The 17,016-nt window shown below is 47.8% G+C and carries 12 protein-coding genes; 6 read left to right on the plus strand and 6 right to left on the minus strand.

Features of this window, described 5'->3' with window-relative positions; genetic code table 11:
* Window positions 1–28: 28 nt before the first annotated feature.
* Window positions 29–1,246, plus strand: a complete 1,218-nt coding sequence (locus ELR70_RS00805) for an Nramp family divalent metal transporter (protein WP_054017196.1) — start codon at window positions 29–31, stop codon at window positions 1,244–1,246.
* A 191-nt stretch (window positions 1,247–1,437) separates the two neighbouring features.
* Here the strand turns inward: ELR70_RS00805 and ELR70_RS00810 are convergent, their stop codons facing one another.
* Both ELR70_RS00810 and ELR70_RS00815 read right to left on the minus strand, forming a co-directional pair.
* Window positions 1,438–3,285, minus strand: coding sequence for a peptidase S41 (locus tag ELR70_RS00810; protein WP_054017197.1), 1,848 nt, complete (start codon window positions 3,283–3,285; stop codon window positions 1,438–1,440).
* A 72-nt stretch (window positions 3,286–3,357) separates the two neighbouring features.
* Window positions 3,358–5,358 carry a winged helix-turn-helix domain-containing protein gene (locus tag ELR70_RS00815; RefSeq protein WP_054017198.1) on the minus strand — a complete coding sequence of 667 codons (2,001 nt, stop codon included), beginning with the start codon at window positions 5,356–5,358 and terminating at the stop codon, window positions 3,358–3,360.
* Window positions 5,359–5,594: 236 nt separating this feature from the next.
* On the opposite strand from ELR70_RS00815, the gene ELR70_RS00820 reads away from it, so the two are divergent.
* The gene (locus tag ELR70_RS00820; RefSeq protein ID WP_054017199.1) at window positions 5,595–6,728 is read left to right on the plus strand and encodes an alpha/beta hydrolase-fold protein; all 1,134 of its coding nucleotides are present in this window, start codon (window positions 5,595–5,597) and stop codon (window positions 6,726–6,728) included.
* A gap of 63 nt (window positions 6,729–6,791) precedes the next feature.
* Here ELR70_RS00820 and ELR70_RS00825 read toward each other — a convergent pair whose 3' ends face one another.
* From ELR70_RS00825 to ELR70_RS00840, 4 genes are all read right to left on the minus strand, one after another.
* Window positions 6,792–7,637, minus strand: coding sequence for an acyl-CoA thioester hydrolase/BAAT C-terminal domain-containing protein (locus tag ELR70_RS00825; protein ID WP_054017200.1), 846 nt, complete (start codon window positions 7,635–7,637; stop codon window positions 6,792–6,794).
* Window positions 7,638–7,699: 62 nt separating this feature from the next.
* On the minus strand, window positions 7,700–8,401 hold the full coding sequence (locus ELR70_RS00830) for a LytTR family DNA-binding domain-containing protein (protein WP_054017201.1): 702 nt from the start codon (window positions 8,399–8,401) through the stop codon (window positions 7,700–7,702).
* Complete coding sequence (locus ELR70_RS00835; RefSeq protein ID WP_054017202.1) at window positions 8,395–9,408, minus strand: histidine kinase; 1,014 nt, start codon at window positions 9,406–9,408, stop codon at window positions 8,395–8,397. Before ELR70_RS00835 ends, ELR70_RS00830 begins: the two co-directional genes overlap by 7 nt.
* Window positions 9,409–9,569: 161 nt before the next feature.
* The gene (locus tag ELR70_RS00840; RefSeq protein WP_054017203.1) at window positions 9,570–9,824 is read right to left on the minus strand and encodes a RebB family R body protein; all 255 of its coding nucleotides are present in this window, start codon (window positions 9,822–9,824) and stop codon (window positions 9,570–9,572) included.
* 540 nt (window positions 9,825–10,364) lie between these two features.
* Here ELR70_RS00840 and ELR70_RS00845 point away from each other — a divergent pair.
* The 4 genes from ELR70_RS00845 (at window position 10,365) to ELR70_RS00860 (ending at window position 16,983) form a co-directional block, all read left to right on the plus strand.
* Window positions 10,365–10,745: a RidA family protein gene (locus ELR70_RS00845; RefSeq protein ID WP_054017204.1), complete on the plus strand. Its 381-nt coding sequence runs from the start codon at window positions 10,365–10,367 to the stop codon at window positions 10,743–10,745.
* Between the two features lie 48 nt (window positions 10,746–10,793).
* The gene (locus ELR70_RS00850; RefSeq protein ID WP_054017205.1) at window positions 10,794–13,244 is read left to right on the plus strand and encodes a LodA/GoxA family CTQ-dependent oxidase; all 2,451 of its coding nucleotides are present in this window, start codon (window positions 10,794–10,796) and stop codon (window positions 13,242–13,244) included.
* Window positions 13,245–13,299: 55 nt separating this feature from the next.
* Entirely contained in the window at window positions 13,300–14,409 is a 1,110-nt protein-coding gene (locus ELR70_RS00855; protein WP_160317419.1) for an FAD-dependent monooxygenase, read from the plus strand.
* Window positions 14,410–14,814: 405 nt separating this feature from the next.
* Window positions 14,815–16,983 (plus strand): fasciclin domain-containing protein, encoded by a 2,169-nt coding sequence (locus ELR70_RS00860; protein ID WP_235577143.1) that lies wholly within the window; start codon window positions 14,815–14,817, stop codon window positions 16,981–16,983.
* Window positions 16,984–17,016: the final 33 nt, after the last annotated feature.

A 17,016-nucleotide genomic window follows, 5' to 3' on the forward strand; every position in this document is an offset into this window, starting at 1 on the left:
CAAAGTACCTGTCAGGAAAGCGTGAGCCATGCTGAAGAAAATACAGAACCTGGGGCCGGGTGTGATTGTAACCGCAGCCTTTATCGGGCCCGGCACAATTACCGCCTGCACGCTGGCTGGCGCTCAATTTGGATATGCGTTGCTGTGGGCATTGGTGTTTGCAACCATAGCAACGATTATTCTGCAGGAAATGTCGGCTCGGGTGGGAATCGTGACACAAAAAGGATTGGGCGAGGTGATCCATGAGTCGTTACGAGAATCTGTCTGGAAATGGCCGCTCTTTGCTTTGATTATTGTTGCTATCTGTATTGGCAATGCCGCCTATGAAGCGGGCAATCTGGTGGGCGCGGCACTGGGTATCGAGGCCATTACCACGCCCGGCAAGTGGGTATTCAGAGGATCAATTATTGCTTTAACAGCCCTTGGTGCGGTAATTTTAATGCTCGGAACTTATAAGCAAATTGAGCGCATTCTCATCGCGCTGGTCTCGATTATGGCGCTGGCATTTGTGATCACTTTCTTTTTGGTGGGTCCTGATTTGGCTGCGTTACTGAAAGGATTGGTCACACCTCAGTTACCTGAAGGGTCTTTACTTACAGTCATCGCGCTGATCGGAACAACGGTGGTGCCCTATAATTTATTTTTGCATGCGTCGGCCGCCAAAACGCATTGGTCGGATCCTAACGATATTCCTCAGGCGCGTACTGATACCGCAATTTCAATTGGTCTGGGTGGCCTGATTGCGATACTGGTGACATCAACGGCTGCAGCCAGCATTTTTACGCTTGGCCTGAGCGTCAATAACGCCGTGGATATGGCCAAGGTGTTTGAACCCTTGTTTGGAAGTTTGTCTAAATACCTGCTGGGCGTTGGGCTTTTTGCTGCGGGGTTGAGCAGTGTGATAACTGCGCCATTGGCAACCAGTTACGTGGTATCTGAGCTGCTGCAGTTGAACACTGAGGTGGATGGCAAAGCATTTCGCCTGATCAGTGTGACTATTATAGGGATTGGGGCAGTGCTTTCCATGGCTAATATAAAACCCATAGAGATCATTTTACTGGCCCAGTTTGCTAACGGGCTATTGCTGCCGATTATTGCAGGCTTCCTGCTCTATGTTATGAATAATACACGGATGTTAGGGCAATACTCAAATACGCGAGTTTCAAATATTCTCGGGTTTTCAGTGCTGATTTTCACTGCAATGCTGGGTATTCGGTTAATAGGAAAGTCGCTGGGCTGGATTTAACTCAAGTAACTTTACTTTGAACCGTTATTATTGCACATGATTTGAATCTCTCATTCGTGCGCAGCCAAAAGTTATCTCACTGTGATGACTAAAAGGCCGCTTAATGCCAGCGCGACAGTATCGCATTTTTGCCTGTAGCCTCTTTAAATACATGGCAAAGATGAACGATACTGTCGGTTTTTGTGGCAAAATTATTGGGCCAGCTGTGCTTTTAAGTATGTCACGGCGGCTTCCAGTTGGTTATCTTGCTGTGCTCTTACACTGTCAATAGTTCTGGGGACCAGCATGTCTATTTCAACGCCCGCGTTTATAAGGGGATCACCATTGAGGCGGTTAGCGAGCATATTGGTGAATACAAAGATGTGCTCCAGAGCCAGCTGATGTGAGAAGTTAAAAAAGTCAGCTTCAAAGATCTCTCCATTAATACCGGATGTCGGTTCGCCGAGTACTTTCAGGCCACCGCTTCGCGCAAATACCAAAGCATGCTCATTTTGACTCTGGCTTTCCCGTGAAGCCAGAACTATCGCTGGAATGTTTAAAGAGTTGCTATCGACATGAATAGTCTGTGACAGGTTTTGTACGAGAGTGTCGCTCTGATCTGGGGCGCCCTGCCAAAAATAGGTGAGTGTGTTGTTAATGGCATCACGTTGTATAAACCAACTCAGCACGCCTTGCCAACCACGCCAGCTGGTTGGGTATTGCCGTAAATCTAGTACCACCGCTTTGGCATCACTCAACTGGGCTTTCAGGTCTCCAAGGGCTTGTTGTTCGACATTGTAGACATTGACCCGATAAATATTATCGCCCAGGTGCTCAAGTATATCGCGACTCGTTGGTACGTATCGCATGCCGTTGAACGTGAGTAGGCCTTCAAGCTTTATCGGTGTGACAGTTTGCTGAATCTCGCTGCCATCTGGTTTTTTGAGCTGATACACAATGGGCGCATCAGATTTTTGATACAGGTGCTTTCGTGCTACCCAGTTAAGCCGGTGTAATTGATTTCGCAGTGAAGTGGTTGCGCGGCTTTGCAGATAAGCTTGAACAGGTTCTCCATCAATTGAGATGATTTCGTCGCCTATCTCAATATTTGACGTATTTTTTTCTTCTGTCCGGGTGATCACCGCTTTCCCTTCAACAAGCTCGAACAGGAAGGGCATATAGTAACGATAAGGCTGGCGCTCAGGATCCGGCAACGCGATCGAAAGGTGATTGTCATTGAGTTTTGTGAACTCAGAGAATATTTGAGACTCTCGCTGAGTATGACTGGGTTCAGTACAGGCAGTGAGGAGTGGCTTTAAACTCTGTGACCAGTTGACTTCTACCTGTTGAAAGTAAGGCCAGAAGTGCTGGATCATAGCCCACATACCAGAAACCGTAGCCATGCATATTTCCGGTTGCGCGAACGCTTCTTCCAGTTGCCAGCGACCTAACTGGGAGAATGTTTCACCTGATAACGTCGTCTGCACAGGCAGGTACAAAGGGAAATACAAGGTTTGCTGATCATAGGCTTGCGTTGTATATGGGTTACTTGGCAGATACGCCCGATTACTTAGTGAAGCATAGGTGCCTGACAGTAAGTTTCTGTCATAGGTGACCTGAGAAAAGGGCGCATTTTGCTGCCAGGCTGCAACCTGAGTTTGTTGCTCTAATGCAGGCAACTGATTTTGCGCGGTTGTGATGTATGGTGCTATTTGACGCAGTAGCTCAATCCCTTTATCTGAGCGTTCAGCCTCATTGGTCTGGCTTAATTCGACAATACTCTCAGCAATAAAAAGCGGCCAGTCTGAATCCCTAACCTCTTCAGAGGGATAAAAATATTGCACCGAATGCGCGAGAGTTACAAAGTCTTCTATGTCGTCTATCAGGATTTCATTGAATGTTACGGCAGGACGGGGCTGAGGCGCGCTGGGCAGACGCGTGTTATCGGGTGGTGTTCCCTGACTGACTTCGGAGGAAGTATTTTGATTTTCACTATTTCCGCCGCCTCCACAGGCTACCAGACAGAGGCTTATACATATAAAAAACAGCTGACGTCGCATGATGCATTTTCCTTGTTTTTATCTTTATCAGGTACGAAGCTAGCGTTAATTTGAACGTATGTAAACCACCACTCAGGGTTTGATCTTTGAGAGTATCAGGTCACTGTCGGTGTTTTTCCAGTGTGAATAATAATAAATAAGGGCGTTTTGCCCGGTATAGAAAGCACTGCTCACAAACTGGGCTGAATCAGGCAGCGGCCGCTGAGTAAGCTGGGTGAGCTGGTGGTTAAACTCGAGCAGCTGAGGAGTATCCGAAGCCGCTATCTGTACCAGAATACGCTCACCCACGGAGAAGGCGTGGCGTATTTTTCCGCTTTCGGGTTGCCAGCTATGCCCGGCAGATGTACTAAGTGTATTATCGTGCCAATATACTTGTAACTTCGAGTTTGCGTAGACAAGGTGCCCAGAGCCTGGCAGCAACTTCACGTCACCGGAGTCGATTTCATAGCTCACTATATTGGCTTGCCCGGCATCGGTAAGGTAAAGCACCTCGGACCCTGACTGTTCAGAGGTTTGCCAGTATTCGACTCTGCTGATCTGTTGCCCAACAGCTAACTCTGAAAGCTCACGCGTCGCCGGGGTATACTCATAGACCTTGTTGTCAGCTGCAAACACCAGCCGGTTATTTGATGGATGCCAGATAGCGCGTGAAATAAAATCTTCTCTGAGCGGGTTAGAAAAAATAACGTCGGGGTGGGTGTGGTGATCTGTCAGATAAAGCTGAGGGTAACCGCTGCGATTCGAAACAAATACCACACGACGGCCGTCAGGTGACACTGAGGCAAGGTAGTCTTCATACTTACTGTCAATGAGCGCTGTGTCAGGATTACGGCTGCTAAACACCTTGATATTCTGACGCACCTGAGTGCTGAGAAGCTTGTCCTGAAAAATGTCCGCATTGGCGACGCCTGTAGATAAATCATGCTCAACAGGCACGAGCTGGTTATCGTCAGAGAGTGTAAATACTTCTGGCTTTAAGCTGTCCAGCAACACCAGCGTTTGCAAGCGCTCAGCCCAGGCCAGTTTATAGAGTCCATCAAGTTCTGAATGTACGGGGGTGACAGTTTTGAGCTCAGGTTCAATCTTCGCCAGTGTGCTATTGGATTTATGTTCAAACAATGAAATATAAAGGGCATCAGGTGCAGCGGCCAGGTCCACCACTCTTTGTGTTTCAGACAGGGGCATCAGCGTCGTTAACTCAAAGCTGACCAAGTTGAGCTGCACAATCGCAGTGCCTAATCCGTCGATTTGATCAGAAGACAACGTATTGTTTAATTGATGTGCAACAAAATAGAGCGCAGAGCCGGGCCCCTTATGCAGGTGGCTAATATCACTCAGATGCTCGATTGTAGGGAGGCTCTGCTGAGATTGAATGCCAGATTGTGTTAGCGTATACCTTGTCAGCTTTACTCCATCAGAATCTGCCAGTGCAACTATTAGTTGCCCGTTCGTAAGCCATATAAAATCGCGGATCTGTTTATCGGTCACGTACAAGTCCTGAGTCGGCTTTTTAAGTTTCCTGACAATCAGGTTAGTTTGCTTTTCAGTCCCCTTGCGCAGAAAGGCAATGGCCTCTCCATCAGGCGAAAATTGACCACCAAACTCTGCCTCAGAAGTAAAGGTAAACGGCTGGGTCGAGGAGATAGATACAGCAGGGCTGGAGTAAATATAAGTAATAATAACAGAGAGTAACAAGGAAGCTGTGATTGCATATATGATTGCTCTGGACGGTATTTCAGAGCGGGTTTTGGGCTTTGAAATTCTGGCTTCCAGGCTGTAGCCCTGTTTGGCATGAGTAAAGATGATCGTGGGCGACTTGCTGCTGTCTCTGAGCGCCTTCCTTAGCAGTGTTATCAGACGCTGTAACGAACTGGGTGAAAAAACACGACCGGGCCAGACTGCTTCATACAGGGTCTCTTGTGCAACCACTGTACCTGGCTTTGCCGCAAGTACACATAATAAGGCCATTGCTTTTGGTTCCAGCGTGTTCATACCGTCCGGGTGCTGTACCTGATTACGCAGAGGGTCAATGACTATGTCGTTTATTGCAAAAGCGTTAGTGAGTTTTTCCATGTTTAACTTATTGATTTGTATGACCTAAGAAATTCCTAAGGTAAAAATTAGGACGACTGCATCGCCCCAGTACCTGTTTCATGCTCTATTGCGCTGCGCAGTCGGTGTGAATGGTCAAACCGGAATTTGCCCTCATTGGGTGCTTTCGTGAATTCACATCATTGCACCTGTTTGTGTACTCATGCGGATGAGTATTTAAGCGCTTTTTAATAATAAATACAATGGAGTAAATGGAAATGAAGCAAGTTTGCTTAGTACTATTGTTACTTTTGTCTGGCGTATCCTGGGGCAACGACAGAGACATAGAGATACCGATCAGTTCAAAGGTGTTCAAACAACAACGGACAGTGCATATCTCTTTGCCAACGGGCTATTTTAGCAGGGAAAACAAAGCGCGGCGCTATCCGGTGCTTTACCTGACCGATGCCAGCGCACAGTTAGAGCATGCTGCCAGTATGATCCATTACCTGCAAGGTGGTATTTCTGAAATGATAGTTGTAGGGATTGAAACGCGTTCTCGAAGTCGGGATTTGAGTCCGTACGGGGATAACGGGCAGGTTATCACTAATCCGGAGCAACATCAGCTGCTTACCTTTATTCGCACTGAGGTTATGCCGCTTGTCGAACAGCGCTATCGCACCAACTCATTCGATTTACTCAGCGGGCACTCTCTGGGCGGCTTATTTACCTTGTACAGTATGTTGTCAGCTCCAGAATTATTCGATGTCTACATTGCGCTATCACCGGCTTTGGGCTGGGGGAGTCGTAATTTCCTGCCTTTTGTTGAACAGCATCCACAGCGACTAAAGCTGGATAAAACGCTCATCATCTCGACGGAGGGGGATACACCGTTTGAACAACAAATTCCGAACTTTATTCGCCTGAGAAAGAATCTGGATGCACATGCCGGACCAAAGCTGAACTGGCATGCTGATATTTATGAGGCAGAAGACCATATGACCATAGCACATATTGGCTTGTATGATGCTGTGCGTTACGTTTTTCGTAACTGGTGGATCACCGGTGAGCAGATCAAAGGAGACAAACGCCAATTTGATAAGCACTATCAGGGATTGTCTGACCGTCTTGGCTATCAGGTGGTGCCTGAGTTTAATGAACTTTGGGGGTTGAGTAATTATCTGATTGTTAAAGAGTATTTGGAAGAGGCCGAGTACATCGTGAACAAATGGATTGACTATTATCCGCACACTGCCGAGCCTTACGGCATGTTAAGCCGGGTGCTGATGGCCAAAGACTCGCCGCAGTTGGCCATGGAAGCGGTGAATACGGCAATAAACTTGTCTGTGGATGATGCATCTCAGCTGGTCTGGCTAAAGAAGCAAAAGACTAAAATCCAACAAGCATTATGATGTGAGGAAAACAGCCGGATACCCATCAGATGAGTTACCGGCTGGTGTTAATTCAGAGCTCGGCTATTGACACTCATTGACCAGAGTACTAGCTAAAAACTGATTAACCTGATCTTGTACATCGCGGTTAAAGCTGTAATGGCCACCTGATAATTCAATGTGTTGATATGGGTAAGAAAAGTCTGCTTTTTTGAGCGAGGCTATGAGCTCTTGCGCCATATAATAAGAGGGCCAGATTTCATCTTGCCTGGCAGAGACCAGCAGTACCGGGCCATTCGTTTTTTCTACCGGGATCCGCGCAGCGTTCAGCGTCTTGGTGTCAGCTCTGTCTAGTGCAGCAGAAAATGCGGGTGTGTAACTTCCGGTGACCACACCTTTTTGCATATGCCAGGAAAGTAAAGGTGCATTCACGTAAGGGAGCGGCGATCCGTTAAGCTGCCACCCCGGCTCAGAAGACAGTGTCTTTACAGCGTTCCAGCTGACGTGACTTGGCATAACGGCAACCGCATGGTTGATATGCTCAAAATGACTGGCCAATAGCAGCGCCAACTCAGCCCCTTTTGAGAAGCCATACACGGCGATACAGTTTTTGTTAATGCCCGGATGCTCTGCGAGTTTGCTAATACGGCTGGCGATGTCATCCAGTGGCAGTGAGATCTGCCGCTGCGGTGTGCCCGGCGTGCCATAATAAGCCAAAGAGGCAACCGACATACCGTGCTTATGAAAGCTATCCATGAGCGGCTTAAAATGTGGCTGAGCCAGTGTATTTCCGCCTTCGCTGCCGCCGAGCAGAATGACCAATGGATGAGGCTGACCGTCTTCGATAAAGTGATGCTTTACATCAGGGTCGGTGGACGATGTGCAGGCACTAAGCAGCCCTGCCATTAAAATTGGCATTGCAAATTTCATAGAATTTTCCTGTGTTTATTATTGTCAGTTATGAGATTGAGTGGACAGGGCCCACTCAAGGTTTAAAGCTGTAATTTTTGACGAAGGAGTTTGGCGCCACTGCGGCTGCTGATCACTTGCTGTTCACTTTGAGTTAATTTGATCAGATAACCTCCGGTTACCCAGCGCTCTAAGGCACTAATACTGAGGCTGTTAACTATGGCATTGCGGTGAATGCGAATAAACTCATCGGGCAGGGTGTCCATCAGCTCTTCCAGCGTTAAGTCTATGGGATATGACTGTGTGCCGCTGTAGGCTATGGCATGGCCATGCTCTAATTTAATGACTTCTATCTGGTTTGCTTCTACGCGTGTTACCTTATCGCCCACTTTACTGGTCAGTACGAGTGGTTCGGAATTTGGCGAAAGTTGCGCCTGAACCCGAGACAGCGCCAGAGCGAGCCGCTCATTGGTGTAGGGTTTAAGCAGGTAATCAGTTGCGCCCAGTGTAAAAGCATCTACAGCAAACTCGCAGTAGGCCGTGGTGAAAATAATCTGACCTCTAAAGCCTGCATTTTTTAATTCCTGACTGAGTTGTATGCCATTGAGCCCTGGCAGGTTGATATCAAGAAAAACCAGATCGACAGGATGTTGCCGGAAGTTGCGCAAAAAACTTTCCGGATCTTCACTGTGATAAACAAGCTGATAGTCACATAACTGAGTTAACTGTGCTTTGAGCTTAACAAAGGCTGGCTGTTCATCTTCGATGATCGCAATATTCAGCATGGGAGCTCCTGTAACATAAACTGCGCCCTGGCGCCGCCATTTGGTTGGTTGGAAAGAATCAGTTTAGTGTTGGCCTCCAGCTCAAGTCTTGACCGGGTGATTGCCAGTCCAAGACCAGGTTTGACATCGCCAAGTAAAATATCTGGCCCAAAGCCGACGCCATTGTCGGACACGGCGATAGTGGGGTGACCGGCATCAATATACGCATGAATGGTCACATACAGAGGCCGCCGGTTGCCATGTTTTATGGCGTTTTCAATAAGTGGTTGTAACACCATGGCAGGTATGGGCGCACTTAGCAGCGCTTCATCAATGTCAAATGCCACTTGCAGATTATTGCCAAACCGACATTGCTCGATTTCACACCACTGATGGAGCATCAACAATTCATCCGATAAGGAAACGAGGCCAGACGACTGATGGTCTGAAATAGCGTGTTTGAGCGAGTAGCGCAGTATCGCTGACAGGTTGTGTACAAGCGTTTCAGCCTGACCCGGGCTGGACTGTACTAAGGCCGCGATAGTATTCAAGCTGTTAAATAAAAAGTGTGGGTTGAGCTGACTGTGAAGTACCTTTATTTCAGCCTGCTGACGCAGCAACTGCTCATCTTTTAAGTGCTTTCGTGTGAGGTAGAATTTTACCAGTAATAGTATTGCGCTGCTCCAGGGCAGAGCGATGATGAGTGCATCGCTAAGCATAAAGGCAGGTATGCCCAGCAAGTGTGCTCTGAGTGCCCCAAATATCCATCCACCAGCGACCATGCTCAGATAAAGGCAGGAAAATTGCAGTATCCAGTGCGCTATTTTTGCCCTTTGTATCAGTACATAGCCCAAAATCATGGGTAGCCAGTACATAAAGATGACGGCACAGATGGACGAAAGTACAACAGGAAGTGAGAGCGCAGCAGCGCGTTGTGCCCAGTCGGTAAAGCTAATAGACAGACTCACCATGGCAATAATGGTTAATGCGCCGATTTGCTCATTGCGTTGTAAAGAAACTACTGACATCTCAGTCTTCCGGGTAAAAATCGTGTGGACATCTTACCCTAAGTAGAGACGCGTGCAGCAATAAGCTAAGTGAACAGTCATTTTTCCTGGCTGAATGGCACAAAGCCATCAAACCCCTCGCATTGTTTGTCAGGGTCGAGATGGCTGAGCGAGGGGAGCTGTTAGCGGAAAATCCGCCTGGTGGCAGCCCCTGTGCTGGCGGTATCTATACCGTACAGCGCTGAGACGCCTTGGGCGACAGGGGTCATAGGAAATGTCTGGGCCACGTTGGCGTTATGTGCTGCGTTAGACAGCGCCTGGCTTGTTGCAAGCATAAAGTTACCCATGGCAACTGTAGGTGGATCACCAAGCAGCTTGGTATTGACTTGAGAAACTGAATCCGTGATCTGACTGTTTACAGCGGTAGGAAATGCCATCATACGACTCCTTTTTGTAGGTTGTATACGTGTACTTTGTAACTGTAGCGCTTTCCCTGTAGCCGTACGATTACAGCAGATTACACCATTCTATAAAATAGAACGAATCTATCGGGTTTTACGTAATTACGTTCTTAATCGACTATGTAATCATAGCCATGGTCTACAGGCACTCGTGCCTATACTTAACGAAAGAAGTGATCACACATGTTTAGCTGGTTAAAACACATGTAGCTGGTATCGCCGCAAAATTAAACTAACCCTCCTTGATAAAGCGTAGTGAAGTGTCATTACGCTTTGTTCTTGCTCATATAAATCTTTCCTACTTGCAGACGTAGTCTGGCGCCATACTAAGCTATTCAATTTGTATTCGATGTGTTGAGGTCCGTGTTTATCTTCCAGGTGTAACGGCTTGTAATGGAATAATTTTAGTTTCTCTCTAGACTTTAGCCCAGTTTTTACGACTGAGACCTATTCGCAGTTGAATGCGTTGCCAGTCGGTTTTCATGCATATGTACGGCAATTTCTTAAGGAGGAATTATGTCTAGTGAAGCGGTTCAGGCTCCCCTTTATCCACCCTGTCGAGTCGTAGGCGATTTGGTCTTTGTGTCTGGCCAGAATGCTGAGGTAAATGGCTACATTCAGTCAGACAATATCGTTGACCAGACCAAGACAATTTTTGAGTTACTGGCTGTCACCTTAGCCGGCGCCGGGTGCACTTTTCAGGACGTGATCAAAGTAAACGGGTTTTTACATACCGAAGATGACTTTGAGCAATTCAATCAAGTGTACAGAGAATACTTCGGCCCTCAGCATGGCAGCTATCCCGCGCGTTCTATGGCATTGGGTGTATTGACTCAAAAGCATCAACAACACAAAGCACTTATTGAAATCGAGTTAGTGGCGCAAAAGCGTGCTTAACCAAGTGCTCTGATTACATTCATTGATTTACAAGGCTAAGGAACTAACATGTCAAACAGCAAATACAAAATCTATCCGCCTTTAGGGATCGCGCGCGTTGGTAACGGACCTGCGTTAAAATCCTTGGCAATCCAGACTCCTGAAGTGCCCTGGGCACATTTATACGATACTGAGGTTCAGTATCTGGTCACCGAACAAGAGTTGTCTTCATTGGTTGACGATGTGCTAGAACAAGGTGTCAGAAAAGAACTTGAAGAGGTTTATCAGTCCCTCAGTACCAGTGGCAAACCAGTATTGGATTCAGCAAAAACAGCGAGGATTGTCGCTTTACTGAGTTTGTCCCATATTGTAGCTGCACCCCAAATTATTCGAGAGCTAGACGACCTGGCACTGGAAACGGTGAGCGATGCCGGCGGGTTTATTACGCTTATCAGACAAGCAGTACTCAAAGTTCTGAACAATCATTACTTGCATGCGGTTAAGAAGCAGGCTCAGAATTTTTATATTTATCAGTGTGATGAAAATGGTAACCCAACCGAGAAGCTCAAGCTTGAAGCGGGAGACAAGGTAACCTGGCATGTTGAGGTCGCGAACAAAAAGTCGTTCTGGTACGACTATAATAACGCGCTTGATTTGTCTTTAATGACAGAAGGCACTGGTAACCTGAGTCAGAATGTCAGTAAACATCGTCTTGCTCCCGCACAGACTGCGAAAAGACGTAACCCTAATGTGATCACGCACGGCTTGCGCAGACAACTCGTCATTGCCAGTCAGGGTTGTGTGTCTAGCGAAGCTGAAGCTCAAGTGCCACTGCGCGGCAAGTTTCCCGCCAATGAGCCGGATCCACAAAATCGCCTGAGTGATTTGCTCAATATGTCGCAACGGCACAACGTGCTTCAGGGAACCATAGAGTGTAATAACGAGGGCGTATTAACGTTTTACGCAGGCGATGGTATTTCACAGGCGTTATCTCCGTCTTCCTTGAATACGGACTTTGCGGATAACTCCAACTGGTTCGACGATATCTGTGATGGCCGGGTTACTGCCGTGGTAGAGCTAAAAAATGGCGATACTTATACTATCGACAGTGAATCGGACAGTGCTTGGGTTGCGACCACTCCACCGGATTATGCACCTCAGATAGAACCTTTGGTGACTATGTATGACATGGTGTCTGGGGCATCGCTAAAAGAAAAAGAATTGGCTCAGTTAAACACGCAATTCAGCGACGTGTTCCCTATTTTGTATCGGTTATACAGAATGCAATGGGTTAATCAGGCAGACTTTACTGACAACGCTGTGAACACACAAATTCGTGAGCTTAACAGTGAGGGCGCTTTTGGTCGCTTACTGGAAAGTTCGGCGACAGAAAAAACACTCCGAGAGAGCATTTTCAAACAGTTCAGAAACCCGCTGTTTGATCAGGATATTGACAGAGAAGACGCGGGCCAGTCGAGCAGTGAGTGGGTTAGCACCAGCCGTATTATTCCGAGTAAAGATGCCACTAATATTGCAAACGAGCCAGCAACATCCCGATTGCAAATCCCATTTTATCCCAATGATGGGGTTGATTACCCTGGCAGTCCGGTACAGTGGTTTGCAATTCCTCCGTTTATGTATCAGCACCTGCAAAACTGGGCGAACGGTGACTTCAGCGTGACTGATGCCGAAAAAGCCAGTGCAGCAACCATAGATGAACTAGGTCTGTTCTACAGTGAGGTGTTCCAGCGCTCTGAAAACAGTGCATTACTGTGTGCTCGCGGTGCACTGGACGCCTTGTATGGCGGTGGGTTTCATCCTGGCGTAGAGCTGACCTGGCCTATGCGTCATGATCTTATTTACAGTGACAACCAGTACCAGGGCGGAGTCACAGCAGAGATTAACCTGCTGGGTTTGAGAGAGTTCAGACTGAGACAAGACCCGGACGGTCTGGCTTCTGTCAATATGTATCAGGATTTTGGCCATATCATCAGTGTCGAGAATGTTGCAGAGTCAATTATTCCCGACTCTAAAGCTGCCTGGCTTTGGCAAAATACCCCTGGCGATCTGACTAAATGGATGGGGATCCCCTGGCAATCGGATGCTGCAAGCTGTCAGGCCGTCTATACGCCGGAAGACTTCCCCATCCCGTCGTGGTGGGCGGCGAATCTGCCTGTTCATATTTTGCCACTGGCCAGATATAACAAGTTTAGAGACAGTCAGTCAGTGGATGCGCCGACTATCAACGGCATGCAACACTCTGTGGCACAAGGAATGTCTCAAGAGACTTTTGAACACTTGCGTCTTGAGCAGTTTTCGCAACGTCTTGATTGGTTACATACCGCTGACCTTGGCTTTGTGGGCTACCATGCTGAAGGTGGTTATACCAATGGATTGATCCAGATGGTCAGCCAGTGGAAGAATATGGCGATGGTTATGGCCCGGCCGGTGGATAATCCTGGGACGTCTGGCATACCAAATGTGGTGTATGTCGCATACAGCGAAGCCGACAAGGACTAGTAGTAAAGTGAGAAGCACTTAGGTGCTTCTCATCAATTGAGGAAGTAATATGTGTGTGAGCAATAAGTATGATTGCGTTATTGTAGGTGGCGGGATCTCGGGCACTGTCACTGCCTGGCAATTGTTCAAGCAGGGTCTGAAAGTGGTAATGGTCGACCCCCGGACAGCACCTGTTATGCGTCTGGCTGAAAGCTTGCCCGCCAGTGTGGAGCCTATGATGCACCGACTGGGACTGCTTGAATTACTCCAGCAGGAGCCGCACTCTATGCATTCCGGACAGGTTTCGTCGTGGGGAGAGTCCGTGCTGCGTAAAGCGCCTCTGAGTGATGGCCATCACGGCTGGAAAGTCGATAAGTCCGTGCTGACAACACAAATACAGGCACAACTACCAGAGCAGTGTCTATTTAGAGGAAAAGTCGTCGAGGTGTCTGAGCATAAGGAGGGGTGGTTTTGTCGGGTAAAATCGGCGCTGGATGGCTCTGAACATACTCTGGAGAGTCGGTTTGTTGTTGATGCCAGTGGCCGACAGGGGTACCTGCCCCGAGTATTAAACCTGCCGAGGCATACATTCGATAAACTGACCGCTTTTGTCGCTAACGTACCGAATAAGCTCAGTCCGCAGGATTTATTACCGTCAGTGGTGGTTGAAGCCTTTGAGCATGGCTGGACACTGATATCTCGCCTGAATGCAGATGAAAATATGCTGGCGATTTTCTGCAATCAGCATACTCCCGGCTTCAGTCAGCTCAAACATAGTCGCCATTGGCATAATCTAGCACTTAACACTTCATGCTTTTACAACGCATTGCCCGAACAGCCTTTTACGGTGAAGGCCATCAATGCAAGTAGTCATATTATGGGACGTTTGAGTGGCAAGAACTGGTTGCTGGCAGGTGATGCTGCTATGGCTTTTGACCCCTTGTCTTCTCATGGTATGACAACGGCAATTTATATGGCAGAAAAAGCGTCGCAGGCTATCCAGGCGGCACTCACCGGTGAAACTACCGCTTTACAACAATACAGTAAGTCTATGACTGAAATCTACAACAGTTATCTCAATGAGTTGTTTGGTTATTATCGCCGTGAACAACGCTTCCCCGACTCCGAATTTTGGAGAAGTAAGCAAGGTATTCAAGAGCCTGCTGTTTGTAGTGTAGTGGGGTAGTCGCAGTAAAAAACCAATGATTGTACCGGCTAAAGGCCACGGTTATTACCTAACTAAAGGCTGTTTATAACATGGTTATATGAGCCAAATAAGCTTGAGCTGTTTGACTGGCTTGAGCCAAATCCGCGGCCAAAAACTTCACCATAGGTGCGGACACTGCAGCCATACGACTTTTATTGCGTGCTGATCGCAGCGTTCGATACGCAGGCTATTTACACCATTTTCGGATACCCAGCCCTTTTCGTTAAAAAGCCGACGAACTATTTAATCGCAAAGCATGCCTCACCATACAAGTGCTTAAAACCATTTTGTTTGTAGCTTGTTTAAAGTTTTTTAAATTTTCTTGATCTTTGTCTCACAAGGTTGCGTATTGCTCGATTGTTAACCACCTTGATGGAGAATATCGTGAAAGTACTAATAAAAATAATGTTGATCAGTACCCTGGCCTTGCTCGCGGCTTGTTCCGACGATGATAACGATGTCGTTGTAACACCAACAGAAGAAAACTCGGTCTATGACGCCGCTAAAGCTGCTGGTAATTTTAACACCCTGGTGGCGGCAATTGACGCGGCGGGTTTGACATCTACGCTAGACAATACAGACAACACCTTTACTGTGTTTGCCCCAACTGATGCTGCATTCGCTGCCTTGGGGGAGGCTACTATAAACGACTTACTTGCAGACCCCGACACACTTAGCAAGATTTTGACTTACCATGTTCTGGCATCTGAAGTGAAAGCCGAGACAGCGCTTACTCTGGCCGGACAAACCACCGAAACAGTGAATGGTGCCAGGCTTGCCTTGTCTCTGTCGGGCGACAACCTGCTTATCAACACAGCGACGGTAACGCAAACCGATATCATGACCGACAACGGTGTGATCCATGTTATTGACGCGGTTTTAATGCCGCCAAGTGACGCAACGTCGTCAGCGAATATTGCACAGGTAGCGACTCAGGCTGGCAATTTTACAACCCTTCTGAAGGCGGTCGAGACAGCCGGTTTGACAAGCGCCCTGACGGGCAGTGATGACCTGACAGTCTTTGCGCCTACCGATGCTGCATTTGCTGCGCTGGGTACTAAAACCATCAATACCTTACTGGCAAACCCAGACGTGTTGGGCAGTATTCTCAAACAACATATAGTGTCGGGTAAAGTTGATTCAGTGACTGCAATGTCACTCAATGGTAAAAGTGCGACGACGCTGGAGCAAAACCAACAAAGTGTGGCAATTGATGCTGCCACAGACATGCTGAAGTTTGCGGGTGTGACAGTGACTCAAACTGATATACCAGCTTCAAACGGTGTGATTCACGTATTAGATGCGGTAGTTGTTGGCGATATCAGTGTACCAGAGTCACTGGGCCTCATTCCTGAAGTAGCAGCTGGAGCAGGTTCATTCAATACACTACTGAGCCTGGTGACGGCAACAGGACTGGACGCGACACTTGGCGACCCGATCACTAAGTTCACAGTTTTCGCACCCACTGACGCGGCGTTTGCAGCTCTTGGCCAGGCGACACTCGACGCAATGGCTGCTGACACCGACAAACTGAAAGACATTCTGCTGTATCATGTTGTTGCAGGACAGAGTGTAATGTCAGACACCGCCGCTGGTATTGCGTCTTCCGCAGACAATATGGTTGCGATGGCGAATACCGATAAGAGTGCACTAAGCATTGTGGACAGCAAGTTGTTCATCAACGACGCTGTGATCCGCACTGCTAACGTTAAAGCAGACAATGGTGTTATTCATGTACTCGACAAGGTGATTATGCCGCCAATGGATAAAATGGCGACAGACAAAACCATTGTAGACGTAGCGATGGAAACAGATGATTTATCGACGCTGGTGACTGCACTTGAGACTGCTAACCTGGTCGATGCGTTATCGGATACTACCAAGCAATTTACCGTTTTTGCGCCCACTAACCGCGCATTCCAGAAAATCCCGGCGGCCGATTTAAATGCGCTATTAGCTAACCCTGCCGGCCTGACTCAGGTTTTGACTCAGCACGTGCTGCCACTGGAAGCCTCTTCCTCTTTGGCTTTGAGCCTGAACGGCAAGCAGGTGGAAACCCTGGCTACTAACATGTTAGACCTCAGGGTAGTTGATTTTGTCTCTACCGCTAACACAGATACAGACATGGTAGCCTATGATGTGACCAACCAAAGACTGGTCTCTGGTAATGGTGCAGCGATGGCGGGCAAAACGTTGTACGTATTTGACGATGACCTGACGTTCGCAAATAGCCAATGTGTCGACGCATGTGCTGCCAACTGGCCACCTGTTATTGCGACACAAGCACAGATAGCTAATATCCCGGGCTTGTCACTGATTGCAAGATTGGATGGCAGCATGCAAGCAGCTTATCTGGGCCGGCCTCTATATATGTATGCTCAAGACACAAATGCGGGTGACGCGATGGGGCAGGGCGTTGGTGGAAAATGGTGGCAAGTAAGCCTGCCTACATCTGGTCTGCAGGTCGAGGGTAGCAATATCACCCAAGTTGACATTTATACCGCAAACGGCGTGGTTCACCTGATTGATACGGTGATCACCGCCGTAGATTAATTCCCTTCCTCACTCCTTTCCTATGAGGTTTTG

Origin of the sequence: Pseudoalteromonas sp. R3 (assembly GCF_004014715.1) — a bacterium.
Classification (GTDB): domain Bacteria; phylum Pseudomonadota; class Gammaproteobacteria; order Enterobacterales; family Alteromonadaceae; genus Pseudoalteromonas.